The organism is Haemophilus seminalis, from assembly GCF_006384255.1.
GTDB lineage: Bacteria > Pseudomonadota > Gammaproteobacteria > Enterobacterales > Pasteurellaceae > Haemophilus > Haemophilus seminalis.
Genome location: NZ_VCED01000003.1, coordinates 243514 through 266235 on the forward strand (window position 1 = coordinate 243514; position 22722 = coordinate 266235).

Genomic DNA, 22722 nt, shown 5'->3' on the forward strand with positions numbered 1-22722 from the left:
CTATCTTTAGTTTTGAAATTTTCTAGGATAAAGAGAAGAAAGGATCTAAAAATGAAAAAAACATTCCTTATTTTGACTGTATTTTTCTCTGTCATATCGCCCCCTGTTTTAGCTGCACCTAATTCGGTTCCACAGCAATGTGAACAGTTGTTTAAAGAAACAGAAAGTTTAATAAATCAGGCCGAGAGACAGCCTGGTACACATATCCAGGTAAATAAAATTAAAAGTAAACTCAATCAGAGTAAACAACAAATTCTACAAATGGAACTTGCCACTCAATTGAAAAGCTGTGAGCTTGGTTTAGCAAAATTAAGTAATTTGAAAAGTTATAGTGAATAGTAAAAAGCCTTATTGGATACAATAAGGCTTTTTATATTGGAGTTTTGGTTAAAACTGGAGTAATTAGAATTTAAGGATTACATGATGTATAGAGCAATACCTTTGTTAGGGATTACCGGTTATAGCGGTAGTGGTAAAACAACATTATTAGAAAAACTTATCCCAGAGCTTATCGCTCGTCACATTCGCGTTTCAGTGATTAAACATAGCCATCACAATATGCAAGTTGATAAAGAAGGAAAAGATAGCTGGCGTATGAAAGAGGCTGGTTCTTCTCAAGTCATTTTAGCGAATGATGAACGCTGGGCGATCATGACGGAAACGCTAAAACCTGTTTCATTGGATTATTTAGCACAACAATTTGACCGCACTTTAACGGATTTAGTATTGGTGGAAGGCTTTAAACAAGAGCCAATTCCAAAGATTTTGCTCCATCGTCAGGAAATGACAAAACCTTTACCCGAAATTGATGAATATGTTGTGGCGGTTGCTACTAATTATCCCCTTGAAATTGACCGCACTTTGTTGGATATTAACCGTATTCCGCAAATTGCCGATTTTATTGAAAATTGGTTGCATCATTTTCACGGAGCACGATGACTGAATCCAATGCCTATCGCGGTTTAGCTTGGGTCGCTGCAATGGCGCTTTTTATGCAAAGCCTAGATGCCACTATTCTTAATACTGCCTTACCAGCGATATCCTCTGATTTAGATAAACCCGCCTTTGAAATGCAAATGGCGATTATTGCTTATTCTTTAACCGTTGCATTATTTATTCCTCTTACCGCTTGGGCTGCGGCAAAATTTGGGACATTAACTGTTTTTCGCGGTGCCGTTTTCACGTTTATTTTAGGTTCAGTTGCTTGTGCCACGGCCCCTAATTTAGAAAGTTTAATCTTAGCCAGAGTGATTCAGGGGATAGGCGGTGCCTTTATGATGCCAGTGGCGCGTTTAGCTATTATTCAAGCAGTCCCTAAACAACAATTAGTTAATGCTTGGAATTTAATGGCAACTGCAGGTTTGATTGGGCCAATTCTAGGGCCTATTTTAGGGGGATGGTTAGTCATTCACGCCAGTTGGCACTGGATTTTTTTAATTAATATTCCAATTGGTGTACTAGGGATTTTGGCATCGGGTAGCGTGATGAGTAATATTAAAGGCGAGGTAGAGAAACTAGATTGGATAGGTTTTTTACTGTTTGCATTAGGGTTAGTCGGCATCACACTTGGTTTGGATTTACTCGGTGAAAGCCAGTATAGTGCAATTACAACCTATAGCGTGTTAGTTGTTGGTGTTCTGTTACTCGTGGCTTATTGTACCTATGCCAAAAAGAATGAAGATGCCATTTTACCTTTATCCCTTTTCCGCACTCGTACATTCAGATTAGGCATTATTGCCAATATTTTTATCCGATTATCTGCATCTGGCGTTCCCTTTTTATTGCCTTTGATGTTCCAATTATCTTTCGGTTACAGTGCTGAAATGTCAGGTTGGCTATTAGCGCCGATTGCGCTAATTTCTGTGATTTTGAAAATATTAATTGGACGAATTTTAAATCATTGGGGCTATAAAACAACGCTAATTTCATCCGCACTTTTGATGGCTGGCTCTGTAATTTCAATGGCTTGGTTAGGTAAACAAAGTTCTCTGACTTGGATTATTTGTAATCTCATGTGGTATGGCGCTTGCATGTCGATAATTTTCACTTCAATCAATACGTTGACTGTAGGCGATCTTTCAAAACAACAGGCAGGCACAGGTTCCACAGTATTAAGTATTGTGCAGCAAGTTGGGATTGGATTTGGTATTGCTATTTCATCGATAATTCTAAATTTCTATAGACATTTCTTTAGCGCAAATGATGGCTTACAACAAGCATTTAGCTATACGTTCTTAACCTCATCACTTTTTGCAATCGCCTTAGTTTGGTCGCTTATGAAATTACATAAACATGATGGCGATCATTTACGGAAGAATCCTTAGATTAATTTGTTATAATCCATAGAATTTTTTTATTTAAAAAAAGCGATATTTGCTTATATCTTATTAAACATTTATTTTAGATAGGATTTATCTAGCATTTTGGTATCACTATGCTCGAATAAATCTCTGCCAACAAAGTGAGGAACTATCATGAAGCTAAAAGCAACACTAACTCTTGCGGCTGCAACGCTTGTATTAGCAGCTTGCGATCAATCAGGTTCAGCAAATAAACCGACCGCACAAGCTGAAACTAAATCTGCATCTAACAATACTTTTGTTTACTGTACAGCAAAAGCACCTTTAGGATTTAGCCCTGCACTTGTGATGGAAGGGACGTCTTATAATGCAAGTTCACAACAAGTGTATAACCGCTTAGTTGAATTTAAAAAAGGCTCAACAGATATTGAACCTGCCCTAGCTGAAAGCTGGGAAATTAGCGATGATGGTTTAACTTACACATTCCATTTAAGAAAAGGTGTTAAATTCCATACAACAAAAGAATTTACCCCAACACGTGATTTTAATGCGGATGATGTTGTATTCTCATTCCAACGTCAGTTAGATCCGAATCACCCATATCACAATGTGTCTAAAGGGACTTATCCATATTTCAAAGCAATGAAATTCCCTGAATTGTTGAAATCAGTGGAGAAAGTAGATGACAATACAATTCGTATTACCTTAAACAAGAAAGATGCAACTTTCTTGGCAAGTTTAGGCATGGATTTTATTTCTATTTATTCCGCAGAATATGCGGATGCAATGCTGAAAGCAGGTAAGCCAGAAACAATTGATAATCGCCCAGTAGGGACTGGCCCATTTGTTTTTGTTGATTACAAAACGGATCAAGCTGCTCAATATGTAGCAAACGAAAACTATTGGAAGGGTAGAACACCATTGGATCGTTTAGTTATCAATATTGTGCCAGATGCGACAACACGTTATGCAAAATTACAGGCTGGTTCTTGTGATTTAATTTTATTCCCGAATGTAGCGGATTTAGCCAAAATGAAAACAGATCCAAAAGTACAACTTTTGGAACAAAAAGGTTTGAACGTAGCATATATCGCATTCAATACCGAAAAAGCACCATTTGATAATGTCAAAGTTCGTCAGGCGTTGAACTATGCAGTGGATAAAAAAGCGATTATTGAAGCGGTTTACCAAGGCGCAGGCACACCAGCTAAAAATCCACTTCCTCCAACAATTTGGAGTTACAACGATGAAGTTCAAGATTATCCGTACGATCCAGAAAAAGCAAAACAACTTTTAGCAGAAGCGGGTTACCCAAATGGTTTTGAAACTGATTTTTGGATTCAACCTGTTGTTCGTGCCTCTAATCCAAATCCAAAACGCATGGCTGAACTTATTATGGCAGACTGGGCTAAAGTTGGTGTAAAAACCAACCCTGTTACCTATGAATGGGCGGATTACCAAAAACGTGCGAAAGCGGGTGAGTTAACTGCTGGTATCTTTGGTTGGTCTGGTGATAATGGTGATCCTGATAACTTCTTATCTCCATTATTGGCAAGTTCAAACGCGGGTAATTCCAATATGGCTCGTTTTAAAAATCCAGAATTTGATGCATTACTAGATAAAGCAATCGGATTAACAAATAAGGAAGAACGCACCGCACTTTATAAACGAGCGCAAGTTATCGTTCATAATCAAGCTTCTTGGATTCCAGTGGCGCATTCCGTAGGTTTTGCACCACTTAGCCCACGCGTAAAAGGCTATGTACAAAGCCCATTTGGCTATGATTCATTCTACGGTGTGAGTATTGATAATAAGTAAGTAATATTTTAAAGCCTTAGTTTTTATACTAAGGCTTTTATTTTGACGGAGGGAAAATGGATTTACATCATATTCGTGAAGAATATAGAAAACGTGTGTTATCACAACAAAATTGTCAAGATAATCCGATTTCGCAATTTGAATTGTGGATGAATGAGGCTATTAATAGCCAGGTTTGCGAACCGACAGCAATGAATATCTCGACAGTAGATAAAGAGGGGAGACCTAGTAGTCGAGTCGTCTTGTTGAAAGAAGTTAATTCAGAGGGTTTTGTCTTTTTTACGAATTATCATAGTCATAAAGGACAAAATATAGCCAATAATCCCAATGTGGCAATTGCTTTTTTCTGGCCAGAGTTAGAACGTCAAGTTCGAATTGAAGGGAAAGCGGAAAAAATTTCTACAGAACAATCAGATGAATATTTTGCTAGTCGCCCTTATACCAGTCAGATAGGGGCTTGGGCAAGTGAGCAAAGTACTGTTATTTCGAGCTATAAATTTTTATTAAGCAAAGCAGCATTAATTGCAGCTAGATATCCATTTCATGTACCACGGCCGATGCATTGGGGAGGCTATTTAATTCGTCCAGAAATAGTTGAGTTTTGGCAAGGTCGTCCAAGTCGTTTACATGATCGGATTTATTATAGAAAAGGAAATGGCAATTGGATCCGTGAAAGATTATCACCTTAAATTTTGAATCTGGTTGCTTTAAGAGAAATTAGGTTAAGTATAAAAATGCTTAACCTAATTAATATAAATAATTTTTGAGTAATTTTTTAACCAGCGATCATCCAAAGTCCACCTAACATATCAAGCATTAGGTTATTTAAGAACAATAAGATAAATACGACGACCATAGGGGAAAAATCAATCATGCCTAATGTTGGCAAGAATCGACGGATAGGTCTTAAAAGTGGTTCTGATAGTTGATAAAACGCATAAATCACAGGGCTATTGCCACGATTAAACCAACTTAGAACAGCGCCAATAAAAAGCACATAAAAAATTGCTAAACCAATGCTTTTCAATACAGTTAATACACCCAATATTAAGAGAAAATTAACTGATAAACCAAAATAAAAAATACCTTTCAACATACCGATAATAAATATTAGCAGTAAAGCAGAAGTATCGATATTTTTCACTGTAGGCGCAATTTTACGCAGAGGTTTTAATACTGGATCAGTCATTTTTACTGTAAATGTTGAAACAGGATTGTAATAATCCACTCGAGCAAACTGTAACCAAGCTCGTAAGATTAAGACTAGTGCATAAAGATTAATAATTGATCCGATAAATAATGCGGTTTGGGATAATTCCATCATAACCATCCTTTTCTTCTAAAATAAATATATGGTGTCAATGCGGCTGCGATCATTAATCCAATTGCCATTGGATAGCCATATTTAAAATGTAATTCAGGCATAAAATCAAAATTCATACCATAGGTAGACGCGACCAATGTTGCAGGAAGGAACATCACAGAAACAACTGAGAAGAATTTCATAATTTTGTTCTGTTCAATATTGATGTAACCCATTGCAGCTTGCATTAAAAAGTTTACTTTTTGGAACAAGGATTCATTATGCGGTTGCAAAGATTCGATATCTCGCAAGATTTCTCGAGCTTGTTCTAACTGGTTTGTTGGTAAGCGAGTTTTGCGAACCAAGAAACCTAATGCTCGTTGGGTATCCATCAAGCACAAACGAACTTTTGAGCTCGTATCTTCTTGTTCCGTAAGCGTATTTAATGCTTCATCAAAGGCTTCATCTTGTTTCCCGTTTAAAATAACGCGACTCAACTCTTCTAAATCTGCATAAACGTTTTCAATCACGTCCGCTAATTGCTCAATTTTCGTTTCAAATAAATCTAGTAAAACTTCATAGGAATTACATTCTAATAAACGCTGGCTACGAGAACGCATACGATATAAACGGAATGCCGGTAGCTCGCGATCGCGCAACGTAAATAAACGACCATCACGAATAGTAAAAGCGACGCTCGCTAAATCAGCATAATTGTCTTCATCTTCGCAATAAAAAAATGAGTGAAGATGTAAACCATCTTCATCTTCAAAGAAACGGGCGGAAGCTTCGATATCTTCCAATTCTAGAAAAGATGCTAAGCTCTGGCCTAAGCCTTCTTGTAGCATTTCACGTTCTTCGCCTGTCGGCTCAAGTAAATCAAGCCAAATGGCAGTATTGAGATCAGTTTGGTCTTCGTCAATACGAACCAAGCGGGAATCATTGATAGCAAACGCGTTGATCATTTCATACTCCTTATAGGATTATGAACAGCTAACAGTGAACAAATTAAAGAAGAAACGAAAGTGCGGTGAAAAATCGCAAAGTTTTCGTTAAGAGATGCCGAAACAACGGTAAATTTACCGGCGAACGCGCGCCGATAATCAAAAGGCGGGCGTCTAGAGCGATATTCGGTATCGACTATGACTGTCCAAAGTGTGTGTCCTTCTCGTTAAAAAATCGGGCGAATGTTACGCTTGAAAGCGGTGTTCGTCAAGTTTTAATCTTAATAAAAAAGGGCAAAATTGCCCTTATAATTAGTTTGTATATTGATTAATCGCAGCGGATACTTCTTGATCTTGATAAATGTTATTCACAATATCGTTAAATGTTTGAGATAGAATTTTTTGAATTTCGTCATTATCTGCGTTTAATGCGCCTTCTTGTGAACGAGTAGCATTAAATGCTTTGTTATATGAACCTCTCGCGCCTTGAACATAAACAGTCGCTTGAATTTTGGTATTAAGTTTATAACGAAGATTACCTTGTTCTACTTGCGTAGCAAATTCACGCACATCCACAGTTACCCACGCATTTGATCCATTGGATTGCCCAATTCTGAAACCTTTACTAATAAGATTTTGTTGCATCACTTGTTGGAATAACTGTGTAACACTCGGTGATGAATTTAATTTAATGAGTTCTCCACGTTTGGTATAGCTCGCGATATCTTGCGTTGTGCGACTATCTTTCGTTGTTACATACACAATCGCATTTTGATTAATGTTCATTGTGGCATTCGGTGCCGGTGGTGTGAACGTTAATGTATTTGATTGTGCTTGGCAGCCAGCAAGGAACAGCGTAGCGGCTGCAATACTTACTGCTGATAATGTTTTGATTTTGTTTGATAATGTCATAATTTCCCCAATGAGCCAGTTAAAACTGTGTTATTCTTGCAAACTTCATTGCTAATGTATAGCGTTTCATTGTGATTTTGTGGAGATTTATGATGTCTGTTCAACAAACTATCGAACAAAAAATTCAACTAGAATTTCAACCGCACTTTTTTACTGTAGAAAATGAAAGCCACTTACATAGTTCTGGTCGTGGTGCAGAGTCTCATTTTAAATGTGTGATTGTGAGTAATGTTTTTGAAGGAATGCGTAAAGTACAGCGTCATCAACGTGTTTATCAATTGCTTGCAGATGAGCTTAATGGCGGTGTTCATGCGTTAGCATTGCATTTGTTTACTGTAGAGGAATGGGGCGAGTTAAATGAGAAAATTCCCGCTTCAACGAAATGCGCAGGCGTTGGACATTAATTTTTATGTTATGAAGATGTAACATTTTTTTGATATATCGCAAAAGGTTTTTACAAAAAAGTAGGCGTTTAAGTAGCGAAAAAAGCAGATTTTCGCTAGAATAAGGTGTTTAATTTTATCCAAATTCAATTTCTCGATAATGATGTTTATCGTGAAGTTAACCGATTTGAGTTTTTTATTTTTGTGGCATTGATGTCTTTACTAAGGGTGTTTTGTCACGCTCAAACACGAGATTGCATTTAACTTGTTTATCTGCAATTGTATTTTTAACCTTGAAAAGTAGTGCAAACAGTATGATTACAATTAAGAAAGGCTTGGATCTCCCAATTGCGGGAAAACCAGCACAAGTAATCCACAACGGAAATGTTGTGAATCAAGTTGCGATTCTAGGTGAGGAGTATGTGGGGATGCGTCCTTCGATGAAGGTACGTGAAGGTGATGTTGTAAAGAAAGGCCAAGTGCTTTTTGAAGACAAGAAAAATCCAGGTGTGATTTTTACAGCCCCTGCAAGTGGTACTATCACTGTAATCAATCGTGGTGAGAAACGCGTATTACAATCTGTCGTAATTAATGTGGAAGGAAATGAGCAAATCACTTTCGCAAAATATAGCGCAGAACAATTGAATTCGCTTTCTTCTGAACAAGTAAAACAAAACCTTGTTGAATCAGGTTTATGGACTGCATTACGTACTCGTCCATTTAGCAAAGTACCTGCGATTGATAGTGAACCAGCCTCAATTTTCGTGAATGCAATGGATACCAATCCATTAGCCGCAGATCCTGCAATCGTGCTAAAAGAATTTTGGCAAGATTTCACGAATGGTTTGACAGTATTAAGTCGTTTATTCCCTTCAAAACCGTTACACTTGTGTAAAGCAGGTGATACCAATATCCCAACTGTTGATCTTGAAAATTTACAGATTCATGATTTTGGTGGCGTTCACCCTGCAGGTCTTGTTGGTACTCATATTCATTTTATTGATCCTGTTGGTGTAAATAAAACTGTATGGCACATCAATTATCAAGATGTGATCGCAGTGGGTAAATTATTTACAACAGGCGAGCTTTATGTTGAACGTGTTATTTCTCTTGCGGGTCCGCAAGTGAAAGAGCCTCGTTTAATTCGCACTGTAATTGGCGCTAATCTCTCTCAATTAACCCAAAATGAATTAAGTGCGGGTGAAAATCGCGTAATTTCTGGTTCAGTGCTTTGTGGCCAAACTGCAAAAGGTGCTCATGACTATTTAAGTCGTTATGCATTGCAAGTATCGGTAATCGCTGAAGGTAATGAGAAAGAATTTCTTGGCTGGATTACACCTCAATCAAATAAATATTCAATTACTCGTACAGTGTTAGGTCACTTCGGTAAGAAATTATTCAACTTTACTACTGCTGAGAATGGTGGTGAGCGTGCAATGGTACCAATTGGTAGCTATGAGCGTGTTATGCCGTTGGATATTTTACCGACATTATTATTACGTGATTTAATCGTGGGTGATACCGATGGCGCGCAAGCGTTAGGTTGTCTTGAATTAGACGAAGAAGACTTAGCATTATGTTCTTTCGTTTGCCCAGGCAAATATGAATACGGTTCAATCTTGCGTCAAGTATTAGATAAGATTGAGAAGGAAGGTTAAAAATGGGTTTGAAAAATCTTTTTGAAAAAATGGAACCCGCGTTTTTACCAGGTGGTAAATACAGCAAGCTTTATCCGATCTTTGAATCGATTTATACCTTGCTTTATACACCGGGTACAGTAACGCACAAAAATACTCACGTTCGTGATGCGTTAGACTCAAAACGTATGATGATTACGGTTTTCCTTGCGTTGTTCCCCGCGATTTTCTACGGGATGTACAATGTGGGTAACCAAGCGATTCCAGCCTTAAATCAATTAGGCAATTTAGATCAACTAATTGCTAACGATTGGCATTATGCCCTTGCAAGTTCATTAGGTTTAGATTTAACTGCCAATGCAACTTGGGGCTCCAAAATGGCGCTAGGAGCTATCTTCTTCTTACCAATTTACTTAGTGGTGTTTACCGTTTGTACAATTTGGGAATTGTTGTTCTCAGTGGTGCGTGGTCATGAAGTAAATGAAGGGATGTTCGTTTCAACCATTTTATTTGCGTTAATCGTTCCACCAACATTGCCATTATGGCAAGCCGCATTAGGTATTACTTTTGGTATCGTTGTTGCAAAAGAAATTTTTGGTGGCGTTGGTCGTAACTTCATGAACCCTGCACTTGCTGGTCGAGCTTTCTTGTTCTTCGCCTATCCAGCTCAAATTTCAGGTGATACTGTTTGGACTGCTGCTGATGGTTTCTCTGGCGCAACCGCACTCTCACAATGGTCGCAAGGCGGTCAGGGTGCATTACAACATACTGTAACTGGTGCTCCAATTACTTGGATGGATGCTTTTGTTGGTAATTTACCTGGTTCAATGGGTGAAGTTTCTACGCTTGCAATTTTAATCGGCGGCGCAGTGATTGTGTTTACTCGTATTGCGGCATGGCGCATCATTGCTGGTGTGATGATTGGTATGATTGCAACTTCAACTCTATTCAATTTAGTTGGTTCTGATACTAACCCAATGTTCTCAATGCCTTGGCATTGGCACCTTGTTTTAGGTGGATTTGCATTAGGTATGGTATTTATGGCAACAGACCCTGTTTCAGCATCCTTTACCAATGCAGGTAAGTGGTGGTACGGTGCATTAATTGGTGTAATGGCTGTATTAATTCGTACTGTAAACCCAGCTTATCCGGAAGGAATGATGTTAGCGATTTTATTTGCAAACTTATTTGCACCGATTTTCGACTACATCGTTGTTCAAGCAAATATCAAACGTCGGAGAGCAAGAACAAATGGCTAAGTTTAATAAAGACAGCGTTGGTGGTACAGTTACCGTTGTTGTATTGCTAAGTTTAGTGTGTTCTATCATTGTTTCCGGTGCCGCGGTGGCATTGAAATCGAAACAAGATGAGCAAAAAGCACTGGACGTTCAACGTAATATTTTAACGGTTGCTGGCTTAATGAAAGAAGATAATGCTTCCGTCATTAAAGACACTTATAAAAAGTTTATTGAACCACGTTTAGTGGATTTGCAAAGTGGTGATTTTGTTCAAGCATCAAAAGAGGATGTAGAAAAATTTGATCCAAAAACAGCAGTAAAATCGACCGCACTTAGTCAAGCCATTCCGGTGGAACAAGATAAAGCCGGAATTAAAGTACGTGCCAATCAAGCGCGAGTTTATCTTGTAAAAGATGAACAAGGTCAAGTCAATCAAGTCATATTGCCGATGTACGGTCGCGGTTTATGGTCAACCATGTACGGTTTTGTTGCGGTTGCCCCAGATGCCAATACCATCAAAGGCATTACTTACTATGATCAAGGTGAAACAGCAGGTCTTGGTGGTGAAATTGCCAATCCGCGTTGGCAAGCACTTTTCGTAGATAAAAAACTGTTTGATGATGATCAACGTGTGGCTATTCGTATTGCTAAAAATGCTTCTTCTAACAAAGAATACGGTGTTGATGCTTTATCAGGTGCAACTTTAACCTCAAATGGTGTGCAAGGTTCCTTTGATTATTGGTTTAGTCAAAACGGTTTTGGTCCATTCTTAGCAAAATTTAAAGCGGGGGCAAGATAATGGCTGATGCAAAAAGCAATTTAAAAGCACTTTTGCTTGATCCGATCGTAAAAAATAATCCGATTGCGCTGCAAATTTTGGGTATTTGTTCTGCATTAGCGGTCACAACTCAATTACAAACCGCGATCGTTATGGCCATTGCGGTAAGTTTAGTAACTGGTTTTTCCAGTATGTTTATTTCAATGATTCGTCATTACATTCCAAATAGTATTCGTATCATTGTACAACTGGCAATTATCGCTTCTTTGGTAATCTTAGTTGACCAAGTATTGAAAGCTTTTGCTTATGGTTTATCTAAGCAGCTCTCGGTATTTGTAGGCTTGATTATTACTAACTGTATCGTGATGGGTCGTGCAGAAGCTTTTGCGATGAAATCTCGTCCACTTGAGAGCTTTGTTGATGGTATCGGTAACGGTTTAGGTTACGGTGCAATTTTATTAATTGTTGCAACGTTACGTGAGTTAATCGGTTCTGGTCGTTTACTTGGCTTTCCAGTATTCCAAACCATTCAAGACGGTGGTTGGTATCAACCAAACGGCTTGTTCCTTCTTGCACCAAGTGCGTTCTTTATTATCGGCTTCATCATTTGGGGCTTAAGAACGTGGAAACCTGAGCAACAGGAGAAATAATCAATGGAACATTATATTAGCCTATTTGTGAAGGCGATCTTCATTGAAAATATGGCGCTTTCTTTCTTCTTAGGGATGTGTACTTTCCTTGCTGTATCAAAAAAAGTGTCAACCGCATTCGGCTTAGGGGTTGCAGTAACAGTTGTGCTTGGCATTTCTGTGCCAGCGAACCAATTTGTATTTGAACATGTGTTAAAAGATGGCGCCTTAGTTGAAGGGGTAGATTTATCCTTTTTAAGCTTTATTACATTTATCGGTATTATCGCGGGTATCGTTCAGATTCTTGAAATGACGCTCGATAAATTCTTCCCTGCACTGTATAACGCATTGGGGATTTTCCTTCCGCTTATTGCCGTAAACTGTGCGATCTTTGGTGGCGTATCCTTTGCGATTCAACGTGAATATACCTTCGCAGAATCTGCCGTGTACGGTATTGGTGCAGGCTTGGGGTGGATGTTAGCAATTGTTGCACTTGCAGGTTTAACTGAAAAAATGAAATATGCTGATGTACCGGCAGGCTTGAAAGGATTAGGAATAACCTTTATTTCTGCTGGATTGATGGCGCTTGGCTTTATGTCATTCTCTGGTATTCAATTATAAGGAGGCATAAATGAGCGAATCTTCAATTTTATTATTAGGTGTTGCAGCATTTACCGCTATTATTTTAGTACTCGTTGCGATTATCTTGTTTGCCAAGTCAAAACTAGTCGATTCTGGTGATATTACTATTGGTATCAATAACGATCCGGAGAAAGCGATTACATTACCTGCAGGTGGCAAATTATTAGGTGCTCTAGCAAGTAAAGGTATTTTCGTGTCTTCTGCTTGCGGCGGTGGTGGCTCTTGTGGTCAATGTATTGTTAAAGTGAAAAATGGTGGCGGAGAGATTCTTCCAACCGAACTTTCTCACATTAACAAACGTGAAGCAAAAGAAGGCTATCGTTTAGCTTGCCAAGTGAATGTAAAAGGCAATATGGACGTTGAACTTCCAGAAGAAATTTTCGGCGTGAAAAAATGGGAATGTACCGTTATTTCTAACGATAACAAAGCCACCTTTATTAAAGAGCTTAAATTAGCGATTCCTGAAGGCGAAGAAGTACCTTTCCGTGCAGGTGGTTATATCCAAATCGAAGCTGATCCACATGTGGTGAACTATAAAGATTTCGATATTCCTGAAGAATACCATGAAGACTGGGATAAATATGATTTATGGCGTTATGTCTCTAAAGTAGACGAGCATATTATCCGTGCTTACTCTATGGCTTCATACCCAGAAGAGAAAGGCATAATTATGCTTAACGTGCGTATTGCAACGCCTCCTCCGCGTCAACCTGATGCTCCTCCAGGTCAAATGTCTTCATACATTTGGTCATTAAAAGCAGGTGACAAAGTTACTATTTCTGGTCCATTTGGTGAATTCTTTGCTAAAGAGACTGATGCGGAAATGGTATTTATCGGTGGCGGTGCGGGTATGGCGCCAATGCGTTCTCATATTTTTGACCAATTAAAACGTCTTCACTCTAAACGTAAAATGTCATTCTGGTATGGTGCACGTTCTAAACGTGAAATCTTCTATCAAGAAGACTTTGATCAATTACAAGCTGAAAATCCAAACTTTGTATGGCATGTTGCATTATCGGACGCATTGCCTGAAGATAATTGGACTGGCTATACAGGCTTTATTCATAATGTACTTTATGAAAACTACTTGAAAAATCATGAAGCACCAGAAGATTGTGAATACTATATGTGTGGACCTCCGGTGATGAATGCAGCTGTAATTAAAATGTTGAAAGATCTTGGTGTTGAAGATGAAAACATTTTATTAGATGACTTTGGTGGCTGATTTTAGTTAGTCAATTCATCATAAAAACTGACCGCACTTTGTGATGAAGTGCGGTCAAAATTTAAGGTGTTTTTAGAAAATTTTCTATGATTACAGGTAAGTTTTGTTGAGTTTGCCAGTAATTCACAGATTTAGGAAATCCAGATGAAAAAATTAATAAGCGGTATCATGGCGGTGGCAATGGCATTAAGTCTTGCTGCCTGTCAAAAAGAAACAAAAGTTATCTCATTAAGTGGTAAAACAATGGGAACGACTTATCATGTTAAATACCTTGATGAAGGCTCAATGAAAGCAACATCAGAAAAGACGCATGAAGAAATTGAAGCTATCTTAAAAGATGTGAACGCTAAAATGTCTACTTACAAAAAAGATTCGGAACTGAGTCGTTTCAATCAAAATACCCAAGTGAACACACCGATTGAGATTTCAGAAGATTTTGCCAAAGTATTGGCAGAAGCGATTCGTTTAAATAAAGTGACTGAAGGTGCATTGGATGTAACTGTTGGCCCAGTTGTGAATTTATGGGGATTTGGCCCTGAAAAACGCCCAGAAAAACAACCTACGCCAGAACAATTAGCTGAACGCCAAGCATGGGTTGGTATTGATAAAATTGCCCTCGATATGAGCGGTGCAAAACCGACATTAAGCAAAGCACTTCCTCAAGTTTATGTCGATTTATCCTCGATTGCTAAAGGTTTTGGCGTTGATCAGGTCGCTGAGAAGTTAGAACAATTAAATGCTCAGAATTACATGGTTGAAATCGGCGGTGAAATTCGTGCGAAAGGAAAAAATATTGAAGGTAAACCTTGGCAGATAGCAATTGAAAAACCAACTACAACAGGTGAAAGAGCGGTAGAGGCTGTCATTGGATTAGACAATATGGGAATGGCAAGCTCTGGCGATTATCGTATTTACTTTGAAGAAAATGGTAAACGCTTTGCTCATGAAATTGATCCGAAAACAGGTTATCCAATTCAGCATCATTTAGCCTCAATTACGGTACTTGCACCAACCTCAATGACTGCAGATGGCCTATCAACAGGTTTATTTGTGCTGGGTGAAGACAAGGCGTTAGAAGTGGCTGAGAAAAATAATCTTGCCATTTACTTAATCATTAAAACAGATAATGGTTTTATCACAAAATCATCTTCTACTTTCAAAAAATTAACAGAAACAAAAGAATAGTTATGCAAACTTTATTTTTTACTTTAATCGCTTTCGTCGCAATTATATTGTTGATGTCAATCGGATTTATTATCAAAAAACAAAGTTTAAAAGGCAGCTGCGGTGGTTTATCTACCCTTGGTATTGCCAAAGCTTGCGATTGTGATAAACCGTGTGACACGCTTCAATCAAAATTAGATGCGGGTGATGAACAAGCGAAAGCTGAATATGAGCAAAAATTTGCGAAAAAAGATGATGATTCGCAATTTTATGAAGTGAAATAACTTGCTCAAAAATGACCGCACTTTATGTGCAAAATAAACTTAACGGCAAAATTATTTTGCCGTTTTCTAATTCAATGACCAATGTGCTTCGCCTTAACCGAAGTTACGGGAGAACTATGTTAATTTCAAATACTTATAATCAACACTTTCCTCAGCTTACACAAGAACAGCTTGCGAGAAATGCTACCAAAAAAGTGATTTGTGGTATGTCTGGCGGCGTGGATTCTTCTGTGTCAGCTTTTATTCTTCAACAGCAAGGCTATCAGGTGGAAGGCCTGTTTATGAAAAACTGGGAAGAAGATGATGATACGGATTACTGTACTGCCGCAGCTGATCTTGCAGACGCTCAGGCTGTATGTGATAAGTTGGGGATTAAACTACATAAAATTAATTTTGCGGCAGAATACTGGGATAATGTTTTTGAGCATTTTTTAACTGAATATAAAGCAGGGCGCACGCCGAACCCAGATATTCTGTGTAATAAAGAAATTAAATTTAAAGCATTTTTAGAATATGCTGCTGAAGATCTTGGTGCCCATTACATTGCAACAGGACATTATGTACGTAGAGCCGGTGATGATGAAAATGCAAAATTATTACGTGGTTTAGATACTAATAAAGATCAAAGTTATTTTCTTTATACCTTAAGCCATAAACAAGTAGGGCAAAGTTTATTCCCCGTTGGTGAAATCGAGAAGCCCATTGTTCGCGCTATTGCTGAAGATCTTGGCTTAATTACGGCGAAGAAAAAAGATTCTACCGGTATTTGTTTTATTGGTGAGCGTAAATTTAAGGATTTCTTAGCTCGTTACTTATCGGCTCAACCTGGTGATATTCGTACTGTTGATGGTGAAATTATTGGTCGCCATGATGGTTTGATGTATCACACGTTGGGGCAGCGTAAAGGATTAGGCATTGGTGGTTTAAAAAATGCGGGTGATGAGGCTTGGTATGTGGTAGATAAGGATGTTGAAAATAATGAGCTTATTGTCGCTCAGGGGCATGACCATCCTCGTTTATTTTCAAAAGGTTTGATTGCTAGCCAATTACATTGGGTTGATCGCGAGCCAATTCGTGAATTATTACGTTGCACGGTTAAAACACGTTATCGCCAACAAGATATTCCTTGTGTGATTGAACCGATTGATGATGAAACTATTCGAGTGATTTTCGATGAACCTCAATCAGCCGTCACACCAGGACAATCTGCCGTATTTTACCTTGGTGAAATTTGTTTGGGCGGTGGGATTATCGAAGAACGGATTAAATAACCTAACAAAAAAGGCTTGGAATCCCAAGCCTTTTTCTTTGCGAAATTATTCGCCCAAACGCTCTTTAATACGAGCAGATTTACCTGAACGTTCACGTAAGTAGTAAAGTTTAGCTTTACGTACTGCACCTTTACGTTTAACAGCGATAGAATCTACAGCTGGAGAGTGAGTTTGGAATACACGCTCAACGCCTACGCCGTTAGATACTTTACGTAAAGTAAATGCTGAGTGCAAGCCACGGTTACGAATTGCAATAACCACGCCTTCGAATGCTTGCAAACGACGTTTGCTACCTTCAACTACCCATACTTTAACTTCTAAAGTATCACCTGGGCGGAAGCTAGGTACGTTTTGTTTTAATTGTTCTTGTTCAAGTTGTTTGATAATGTTAGACATTGTTTGATCCTTTATTGATCCTAGATATAACTGAAACTAACTGTTATGCTCGGCTTGCGCCTCTTTTAACAGTTTACGTTGTTCGTCAGTCAGAGCTAGGCCTTCTAAGAGCTCAGGGCGTCGGAGCCACGTTCTTTGTAACGATTGTTTTAATCGCCATTTCCGAATTTCTTCATGATGTCCCGACATCAGCACGGGCGGTACAGTTAATCCTTCTAACACTTCCGGTCTGGTGTAATGCGGGCAATCTAATAAACCACCTGCAAAAGAATCTTCTTCTGCAGAGGCTTGTTTACCTAATACACCAGGAATAAAACGCGCAACAGCATCAATTAATGTCATTGCCGGCAATTCCCCACCGGTCAGAACGTAATCGCCAATTGACCATTCTTCATCAATTTCAGTTTGAATCAACCGTTCATCAATACCTTCGTAACGTCCACATACCAAAATCAATTTCTGATTTTGAGCAAGCTCGGTTACACCGCCTTGATCGAGTTTACGTCCTTGTGGCGAAAGGTAAATCACCTTTGCGCCTTCTCCTGCCGCTGCTTTCGCAGCATGAATCGCACCCCGTAAAGGTTGTACCATCATCAGCATTCCCGGACCACCACCATAAGGACGGTCATCCACGGTTTTATGCTTGTCGAATGTAAAATCTCTTGGATTCCAACATTCCATTTGCAGAAGATTATGTTTTACGGCTCTGCCCGTAACCCCAAATTCCGTAATCGCTTTAAACATTTCGGGGAATAATGAAATCACCCCTATCCACATAAAAAGCCTACTACATTACGTTTGTGCATACTTGAGATTAGAAACCAGCGTCCCAATCCACTTCAATAGTTTTCGTGGTGAGATCGACTCTTTTAACTACTTGTTCATACAAGAACGGAATTAACCGCTCTTGTTTTCCAAAAGCATCTTTGGTATTGGCTTTAACCACTAATACATCATTAGATCCAGTTTCCATCATTTCTGTTACCGTTCCCATTGTATAACCTTCTAGGTTTACGACTGAGCAACCAATTAAATCGTGCCAGTAATAATCACCCTCTTCTAGTTTTGGGAAAACAGATAAATCCACACCAATTTCAACATTTGCTAAAATTTGTGCGGCTTCACGATCATCAACGCCTTTTAATTTCACGATGATTTCGTGGTTATGATGACGCCAGTTTTCTAATTCTGTTGGCTGCCACTCACCTTTGATTTTTAAAAACCAAGGCTGATACTCAAAAATGCTTTCAGCTTGTTCTGTTGATGAATAAATACGTAACCACCCACGGATACCGTAGGTTGAGCCTAATTTGCCCACAACTTCAATACGTTGTTGTTCCATATTTCTCACCTATCTTAGTTTAAGAACTAAATCAAAAAGCAAAATTACGCTGCTTTTTGAGCTTCTTTTACCAAGCTCGCAACACGATCAGAAAGTGATGCACCTTGACCAACCCAGTGGTTAACACGGTCTAGGTCGATACGAACACGTTCTGCGTTACCTTGTGCGATTGGGTTGAAGAAACCTACACGCTCAATGAAACGACCGTCACGTGGTGAACGGCTGTCAGCTACTACGATTTGATAAAATGGGCGTTTTTTAGCTCCGCCACGAGATAAACGAATGGTTACCATAACCTTCCTCTAAATGTTTAATTACTAAAAGAATATTCCTAAACTCGAAAGCGATTTAAGAATATAGCTTACTTTTTTCTCTGTATATATAGACAAAAAGCCTGCGAATTTTATACTTTTTGAGCAAAATTGCAAGTTTTGGATGAGCATTCTAATAAGTACGTTATATTCTCTTGAAAAAGTAAACATTATCATTCACATGCAATTTTGTTTTACGTATAATCTAAGAAACTCTTAAACAGTTTTAGGTCAAGTTTACGCGTTAAGCGGTATTTTACATTGATAAAATATCAGTTAAATGAGGTTTATTATGAAAATCGGTTTTCATTCTGTGTTACTTGGATTAGCGTCATGTATTGGCATTCAACAATCTGTGATAGCAAGTCCTCCTCCATCTTCTCACCAATCAATATCTACTGAGTCCGCTGAGGCTTTAAAGCAACAATTTTCAATCGCTTTAGCCAAACAAGAAAAACAACAAGTTTCGATTTTACAGAAAAAACTTACCGCACTTTTTTCTTTACCTCCTCAATTCCTAGATAATCAGATCCAAATAAGTGAAAAAATCCTCACTCGCATTTTTAAAACAGATAAAAATCTCACTCCTAAATTTCTTGATTACTTATACTTTGAGCCGATAAATACTGGCGATGCTAATTTAATTCAGGAAATGAAGAAAAACTTATTGGTGTCTTTTTTAGCGAATGAGCAGGCAAAAATTTATATTCGTCAAACAGATAATTCGGAGCAATTTGTTCAGGCTTTAATAGAACGGGGAGCAAAAGCAGATCAAATCATATTATTGTCTTTGGATGCTAAAGGTATATTTCAAAAAATTATTGAACAGATACGTCAAGATTTTCCTAATCAAACAACTTTTTCTATTACCGAGAATCGAGTGAGTTTGATAACCCCTTCTTCAGAAATTAAGCCCCGTCTCGCTCTAGCTAATATGATGTTTGCTCGCCAATTTAAAGGGGTGGAGGTTGATGATTTTTCGTATTTAGATCAAGCACGTGAAAATCTTCAACACAATAACTATGCTATTCGTTATAAGACTTTCCAAGCAATGCTTGAAGGCTTAAATTAATCCGTTTACTCATAAGGAGCCATTATGTTTTTATCTAAAAAATCAGTTACCTTTGCAGTTAGTGCGTTAGCAATGCTTTGCTCTGGTTCAACCTTTGCTAAAGAAGCGCCACAAGCACATAAAGCTGTGGAGTTAAGTATCTTACATATTAATGACCACCATTCTTACTTGGAACCGCACGAAGCGAGAATTAATTTAAATGGTCAACAAACAAAGGTTGATATTGGTGGTTTTTCTGCTGTGAATGGAAAACTTTATGAGTTACGTAAAAAGTATAAAAATCCATTAGTGCTACATGCTGGTGATGCGATTACTGGTACGCTGTATTTCACCCTTTTTGGCGGTTCCGCTGATGCGGCGGTCATGAATGCTGGTAATTTCCATTATTTTACTTTGGGTAACCATGAGTTTGACGCGGGTAATGAAGGTTTATTAAAACTACTCGAGCCATTAAAAATTCCAGTACTTTCAGCCAATGTTATTCCTGATAAAAATTCAATTTTATATAACAAATGGAAACCTTACGATATTTTCACTGTGGATGGAGAAAAAATTGCTATTATCGGTTTAGATACCGTGAATAAAACGGTTAATTCCTCTTCACCAGGTAAGGATGTGAAGTTCTATGATGAAATTGCTACCGCACAAATTATGGCAAATGCGCTAAAACAACAAGGTATTAATAAAATCATTTTACTTTCACACGCAGGTAGTGAAAAAAATATCGAAATCGCGCAAAAAGTGAATGATATTGATGTGATCGTTACTGGCGATTCACATTATTTATACGGAAACGATGAATTACGTGGTTTAAAACTTCCAGTAATCTATGAATATCCGCTTGAATTTAAAAATCCGAATGGCGAACCGGTATTTGTAATGGAAGGTTGGGCTTATTCTGCTGTTGTGGGTGATTTAGGTGTTAAATTCAGTCCTGAAGGTATTGCGTCTATTACTCGTAAAATTCCTCACGTGTTAATGAGTTCTCATAAACTTCAAGTGAAAAATGCGGAAGGTAAATGGACTGAATTAACAGGAGATGAACGTAAAAAAGCGCTTGATACTTTAAAATCAATGAAGAGTATTTCACTTGATGATCATGATGCAAAAACAGACATGCTTATTTCAAAATATAAAAGTGAAAAGGATCGTTTAGCACAAGAAATCGTTGGTGTCATCACTGGTTCTGCAATGCCGGGTGGTTCAGCAAACCGTATCCCAAATAAAGCAGGCTCTAATCCAGAAGGTTCTATCGCGACACGCTTTATTGCAGAAACTATGTATAACGAACTCAAAACGGTGGATTTAACCATTCAAAATGCAGGTGGTGTACGCGCAGATATTTTACCGGGCAATGTAACCTTTAATGATGCTTATACTTTCTTACCTTTCGGGAATACGTTATATACCTATAAAATGGAAGGTTCGTTAGTAAAACAAGTGCTTGAAGATGCGATGCAATTTGCTTTAGTTGATGGTTCTACAGGGGCATTTCCTTATGGCGCGGGCATTCGTTACGAAGCGAATGAAACACCAAATGCAGAAGGTAAACGTTTAGTCAGCGTGGAAGTATTGAATAAACAAACCCAACAATGGGAACCAATTGATGATAATAAACGTTATCTCGTTGGTACTAATGCTTATGTAGCTAGCGGTAAAGATGGTTACAAAACTTTTGGTAAATTATTTAATGATCCGAAATATGAGGGCGTTGATACCTACTTACCTGATGCGGAAAGCTTCATTAAATTTATGAAAAAACATCCGCACTTTGAGGCTTATACTTCATCAAATGTAAAATTTAATGCTTCGACTGATGCGTTACCTAAAAAATAAAATTTAAAAATAGCGTGTATTTAACACTCGATTTTATACCTCAGGCAAACCCACTTTATAGACCATCTGGTATAAAGGTGGGTTTTGTCTCTTTCTATTACATTTCACTTTAGATTGCCATTCAAGCAGTCAGTTTCGTAGAGTTTTTACCATTACCTCATATTAATAAAGGCTGAATCATAAAAAGCGTAAAAAAGCCCATAGCACAAGGGCATTTTCTTGATATTTTGTGATTGCATTGCATGTGTACTTTCGACGGACCGCTGTAATGGGCATAACTATGTCTATGGTGTTGTTCTGCTTACGTAAAGTTATGCTCAACCATTTTTGCTAGACGTTTGTAGAGTTTTTCCCTTGCTCCGATGACTTAACTGTATCGACGTTTTCTATCGTAGCTTGATAAGTGTGTCAGGTAATCAGCCTTTCGGTTTTTTGATTTTGCTCGGGCGATGATAATCAAATACACTAATAACCTCTCGGCGAGCCAAGCTTTCTGTGATAGGGGCGGTAAAATAGCCAGCATCAAGCCCGACGGCTTTTTTGGGGAGGAGCTGAAAGCGTTATGTCGAGGAATCAAGGTGAGCAATATAGGGTTAGTTGTCATTGATATTACCTGCCCGAGGCAAAGGTATTTAAAATAATCCTATGCTTGCCTTGATGTCTTTGATTTCTGCCACTTTTTCACTCGCTTTTAACGGCTTCTTTCCTTTTTTCGTATTTTCACCACATCTTGGGTGAGCATATCAATATACTGACTGACTTGTACCTTATACTTTTTATTATGTTTTTCGTTCTTATTAGCGCTAGCTTTAAATGGGTACTGTCTGTAAACGGATACTTGCCCCCATCAAGCCTTTTTCAATTGCTTTCCATACGATACAAGTAAAAAATATGCTCAAATACATCCGCACCATTAAAACGACGAAGATTATTTTGGCTAAGTGTGCTGGTGTCAATCACTTTTTTGTTAAGGACATCCCTAAAACCAGTGGTAAACCACATTGGCTTATCCATTGCCGTTCACTTTTAATACCAAAGAGATAGCCCAACAGTATTATTTTAAACTATCAAATAGGGTCAACAGCTGGATGACCGTTATCCTGACAATAAAGATGAGCGCCCTCATCATGGATAAATTCAAAATCAATGGATCTCGCTACTTTGTGAACAAGATGGTCTTGTTGAACCAATTGCTAAAGACTTATCATCTTGAGTTCATATAGAGGAGGGGCAGTAT

General features: G+C 38.2%; 24 protein-coding genes and 1 pseudogene. 17 read left to right on the forward strand and 8 right to left on the reverse strand.

What is annotated here, in order from left to right:
• Nucleotides 1-51: 51 nt before the first annotated feature.
• The 5 genes from FE813_RS05570 (at nucleotide 52) to pdxH (ending at nucleotide 4807) form a co-directional block, all read left to right on the forward strand.
• Nucleotides 52-339: a DUF5339 domain-containing protein gene (locus FE813_RS05570; RefSeq protein WP_139989805.1), complete on the forward strand. Its 288-nt coding sequence runs from the start codon at nucleotides 52-54 to the stop codon at nucleotides 337-339.
• Nucleotides 340-423: 84 nt separating this feature from the next.
• Nucleotides 424-939, forward strand: a complete 516-nt coding sequence (mobB, locus tag FE813_RS05575; RefSeq protein WP_139989806.1) for a molybdopterin-guanine dinucleotide biosynthesis protein MobB — start codon at nucleotides 424-426, stop codon at nucleotides 937-939.
• Nucleotides 936-2324, forward strand: coding sequence for an MDR family MFS transporter (locus FE813_RS05580; RefSeq protein WP_139989807.1), 1389 nt, complete (start codon nucleotides 936-938; stop codon nucleotides 2322-2324). Before mobB ends, FE813_RS05580 begins: the two co-directional genes overlap by 4 nt.
• A gap of 150 nt (nucleotides 2325-2474) precedes the next feature.
• The gene (locus FE813_RS05585; RefSeq protein WP_139989808.1) at nucleotides 2475-4118 is read left to right on the forward strand and encodes an ABC transporter substrate-binding protein; all 1644 of its coding nucleotides are present in this window, start codon (nucleotides 2475-2477) and stop codon (nucleotides 4116-4118) included.
• 56 nt (nucleotides 4119-4174) lie between these two features.
• The gene (pdxH, locus tag FE813_RS05590; protein WP_139989809.1) at nucleotides 4175-4807 is read left to right on the forward strand and encodes a pyridoxamine 5'-phosphate oxidase; all 633 of its coding nucleotides are present in this window, start codon (nucleotides 4175-4177) and stop codon (nucleotides 4805-4807) included.
• A gap of 86 nt (nucleotides 4808-4893) precedes the next feature.
• Here the strand turns inward: pdxH and FE813_RS05595 are convergent, their stop codons facing one another.
• From FE813_RS05595 to FE813_RS05605, 3 genes are all read right to left on the reverse strand, one after another.
• Nucleotides 4894-5439 carry a YggT family protein gene (locus FE813_RS05595; RefSeq protein WP_139989905.1) on the reverse strand — a complete coding sequence of 182 codons (546 nt, stop codon included), beginning with the start codon at nucleotides 5437-5439 and terminating at the stop codon, nucleotides 4894-4896.
• Complete coding sequence (gene corA / locus FE813_RS05600) at nucleotides 5439-6386, reverse strand: magnesium/cobalt transporter CorA (protein WP_005629627.1); 948 nt, start codon at nucleotides 6384-6386, stop codon at nucleotides 5439-5441. The genes FE813_RS05595 and corA overlap by 1 nt, the downstream gene beginning before the upstream one ends.
• Nucleotides 6387-6677: 291 nt before the next feature.
• A complete protein-coding gene (locus FE813_RS05605; RefSeq protein ID WP_139989810.1) occupies nucleotides 6678-7277 on the reverse strand; it encodes a YajG family lipoprotein in 600 nt (199 codons plus the stop codon).
• A gap of 92 nt (nucleotides 7278-7369) precedes the next feature.
• Here FE813_RS05605 and FE813_RS05610 point away from each other — a divergent pair, with 92 nt between their 5' ends.
• The 10 genes from FE813_RS05610 (at nucleotide 7370) to mnmA (ending at nucleotide 16528) form a co-directional block, all read left to right on the forward strand.
• Nucleotides 7370-7681 (forward strand): BolA family protein, encoded by a 312-nt coding sequence (locus tag FE813_RS05610; RefSeq protein ID WP_139989906.1) that lies wholly within the window; start codon nucleotides 7370-7372, stop codon nucleotides 7679-7681.
• A 293-nt stretch (nucleotides 7682-7974) separates the two neighbouring features.
• A complete protein-coding gene (locus tag FE813_RS05615) occupies nucleotides 7975-9318 on the forward strand; it encodes a Na(+)-translocating NADH-quinone reductase subunit A (RefSeq protein WP_139989811.1) in 1344 nt (447 codons plus the stop codon).
• A 2-nt stretch (nucleotides 9319-9320) separates the two neighbouring features.
• The gene (locus tag FE813_RS05620) at nucleotides 9321-10556 is read left to right on the forward strand and encodes an NADH:ubiquinone reductase (Na(+)-transporting) subunit B (protein ID WP_005631373.1); all 1236 of its coding nucleotides are present in this window, start codon (nucleotides 9321-9323) and stop codon (nucleotides 10554-10556) included.
• On the forward strand, nucleotides 10549-11334 hold the full coding sequence (locus tag FE813_RS05625) for a Na(+)-translocating NADH-quinone reductase subunit C (RefSeq protein ID WP_139989812.1): 786 nt from the start codon (nucleotides 10549-10551) through the stop codon (nucleotides 11332-11334). The genes FE813_RS05620 and FE813_RS05625 overlap by 8 nt, the downstream gene beginning before the upstream one ends.
• Entirely contained in the window at nucleotides 11334-11963 is a 630-nt protein-coding gene (locus FE813_RS05630; RefSeq protein WP_005633380.1) for an NADH:ubiquinone reductase (Na(+)-transporting) subunit D, read from the forward strand. Before FE813_RS05625 ends, FE813_RS05630 begins: the two co-directional genes overlap by 1 nt.
• 3 nt (nucleotides 11964-11966) lie before the next feature.
• Nucleotides 11967-12563: an NADH:ubiquinone reductase (Na(+)-transporting) subunit E gene (gene nqrE / locus FE813_RS05635; RefSeq protein WP_005633378.1), complete on the forward strand. Its 597-nt coding sequence runs from the start codon at nucleotides 11967-11969 to the stop codon at nucleotides 12561-12563.
• Between the two features lie 10 nt (nucleotides 12564-12573).
• A complete protein-coding gene (nqrF, locus tag FE813_RS05640) occupies nucleotides 12574-13809 on the forward strand; it encodes an NADH:ubiquinone reductase (Na(+)-transporting) subunit F (protein ID WP_139989813.1) in 1236 nt (411 codons plus the stop codon).
• A gap of 144 nt (nucleotides 13810-13953) precedes the next feature.
• On the forward strand, nucleotides 13954-14994 hold the full coding sequence (locus FE813_RS05645; protein WP_139989814.1) for an FAD:protein FMN transferase: 1041 nt from the start codon (nucleotides 13954-13956) through the stop codon (nucleotides 14992-14994).
• Nucleotides 14995-14996: 2 nt separating this feature from the next.
• Nucleotides 14997-15257 carry a (Na+)-NQR maturation NqrM gene (gene nqrM, locus FE813_RS05650; protein ID WP_005629187.1) on the forward strand — a complete coding sequence of 87 codons (261 nt, stop codon included), beginning with the start codon at nucleotides 14997-14999 and terminating at the stop codon, nucleotides 15255-15257.
• 116 nt (nucleotides 15258-15373) lie between these two features.
• On the forward strand, nucleotides 15374-16528 hold the full coding sequence (gene mnmA, locus FE813_RS05655) for a tRNA 2-thiouridine(34) synthase MnmA (RefSeq protein WP_139989815.1): 1155 nt from the start codon (nucleotides 15374-15376) through the stop codon (nucleotides 16526-16528).
• A gap of 45 nt (nucleotides 16529-16573) precedes the next feature.
• Here mnmA and rplS read toward each other — a convergent pair whose 3' ends face one another.
• From rplS to rpsP, 4 genes are read right to left on the reverse strand one after another with little or no spacing between them, the layout of a single operon-like run.
• Nucleotides 16574-16924, reverse strand: a complete 351-nt coding sequence (rplS, locus tag FE813_RS05660) for a 50S ribosomal protein L19 (RefSeq protein WP_005626422.1) — start codon at nucleotides 16922-16924, stop codon at nucleotides 16574-16576.
• Nucleotides 16925-16960: 36 nt separating this feature from the next.
• Nucleotides 16961-17701, reverse strand: a complete 741-nt coding sequence (trmD, locus tag FE813_RS05665) for a tRNA (guanosine(37)-N1)-methyltransferase TrmD (RefSeq protein WP_139989816.1) — start codon at nucleotides 17699-17701, stop codon at nucleotides 16961-16963.
• A gap of 37 nt (nucleotides 17702-17738) precedes the next feature.
• Nucleotides 17739-18266 (reverse strand): ribosome maturation factor RimM, encoded by a 528-nt coding sequence (rimM, locus tag FE813_RS05670; RefSeq protein WP_139989817.1) that lies wholly within the window; start codon nucleotides 18264-18266, stop codon nucleotides 17739-17741.
• Nucleotides 18267-18310: 44 nt separating this feature from the next.
• On the reverse strand, nucleotides 18311-18559 hold the full coding sequence (rpsP, locus tag FE813_RS05675) for a 30S ribosomal protein S16 (protein ID WP_005626429.1): 249 nt from the start codon (nucleotides 18557-18559) through the stop codon (nucleotides 18311-18313).
• Nucleotides 18560-18869: 310 nt separating this feature from the next.
• Between rpsP and FE813_RS05680 the strand changes: the two genes are divergently transcribed.
• Entirely contained in the window at nucleotides 18870-19649 is a 780-nt protein-coding gene (locus FE813_RS05680; RefSeq protein WP_139989818.1) for a hypothetical protein, read from the forward strand.
• Nucleotides 19650-19673: 24 nt separating this feature from the next.
• Complete coding sequence (gene nadN, locus FE813_RS05685; protein WP_139989819.1) at nucleotides 19674-21485, forward strand: NAD nucleotidase; 1812 nt, start codon at nucleotides 19674-19676, stop codon at nucleotides 21483-21485.
• Nucleotides 21486-21665: 180 nt separating this feature from the next.
• On the opposite strand, the pseudogene FE813_RS10685 reads toward nadN, so the two are convergent.
• Nucleotides 21666-22675: pseudogene (locus FE813_RS10685) on the reverse strand (transposase); the annotation flags it as partial.
• Nucleotides 22676-22722: the final 47 nt, after the last annotated feature.